The 854-nt window shown below is 43.7% G+C and carries 1 protein-coding gene; it reads right to left on the reverse strand.

The window, feature by feature from the left end; translation table 11 throughout:
* Window positions 1-193: 193 nt before the first annotated feature.
* On the reverse strand, window positions 194-811 hold the full coding sequence (locus EI164_RS16505; RefSeq protein WP_192521048.1) for a nitroreductase family protein: 618 nt from the start codon (window positions 809-811) through the stop codon (window positions 194-196).
* Between the last annotated feature and the right edge of the window lie 43 nt (window positions 812-854).

Here is an 854-nt window from a genome sequence, read left to right on the forward strand (position 1 = left end):
GCATTGCTGCCTGACTCAAGTAAATCACTCTCCGATATAGTCGGGGCGGTTCACTCCTTAGATGTACAATCTGCAGTTGGCTGTCCTGTGCTCATTTTAGACTTCTTTGATTATAGATAAACGATACAAAAAAGACAGCTCACTTTATCAGGGCTGTCTTTTTTGTTTAATAGTATTTCATTCGGTGAGACTATTATATGTTTTTCAACCCTAAAACTTTCATGCGCTCACTGACTGGTTGATAAGTCTTTTCGCCAGCAGGCTCGACGATATTACCAAAGGGCATTTGCGCAATCAGCGCCCAGCTGTCTGGAATATCAAACGCGGCTGCCGCGTCTTCATCAACTAGCGGATTATAATGCTGGAGATTTGCGCCAATATTCAAGCTGCTAAGCTCTGTCCACACTGCATACTGATGCATGGCTGAGGTCTGCTCTGACCATACAGGGAACCTATCGGCATAAAGTGCAAATTTCTCCTGTAGTGATTTGACGACATTTTTATCTTCATAAAATAATACGGTACCTGCTGCCGCACGGAAACCATCTAGTTTTTGTTTACTGCTAGAAAAATCACCATCACCTACCGCCTCGCGTAGTTTTTCTTCAGTGATATCCCAAAACTTATGATGCCGTTCACCAAACAGCACAACCAATCGCGAAGACTGTGAATTAAAAGCAGAAGGCGTATGTAGCAAAACGCGTTCTGCTATGTTTACAATCGCTTGTGGCTGCACTGGCAACTCATTACCTAATGCGTAGATAGAGCGGCGTTCATCAAAAGCTTGCTGTAAGATGCTTAGGGGCTGTATAGAATTCAAATCAGCGGCAGCCAGATAAAGACACAAGCGAGAA

This window comes from Psychrobacter sp. FME13 (assembly GCF_014861395.1).
Classification (GTDB): domain Bacteria; phylum Pseudomonadota; class Gammaproteobacteria; order Pseudomonadales; family Moraxellaceae; genus Psychrobacter.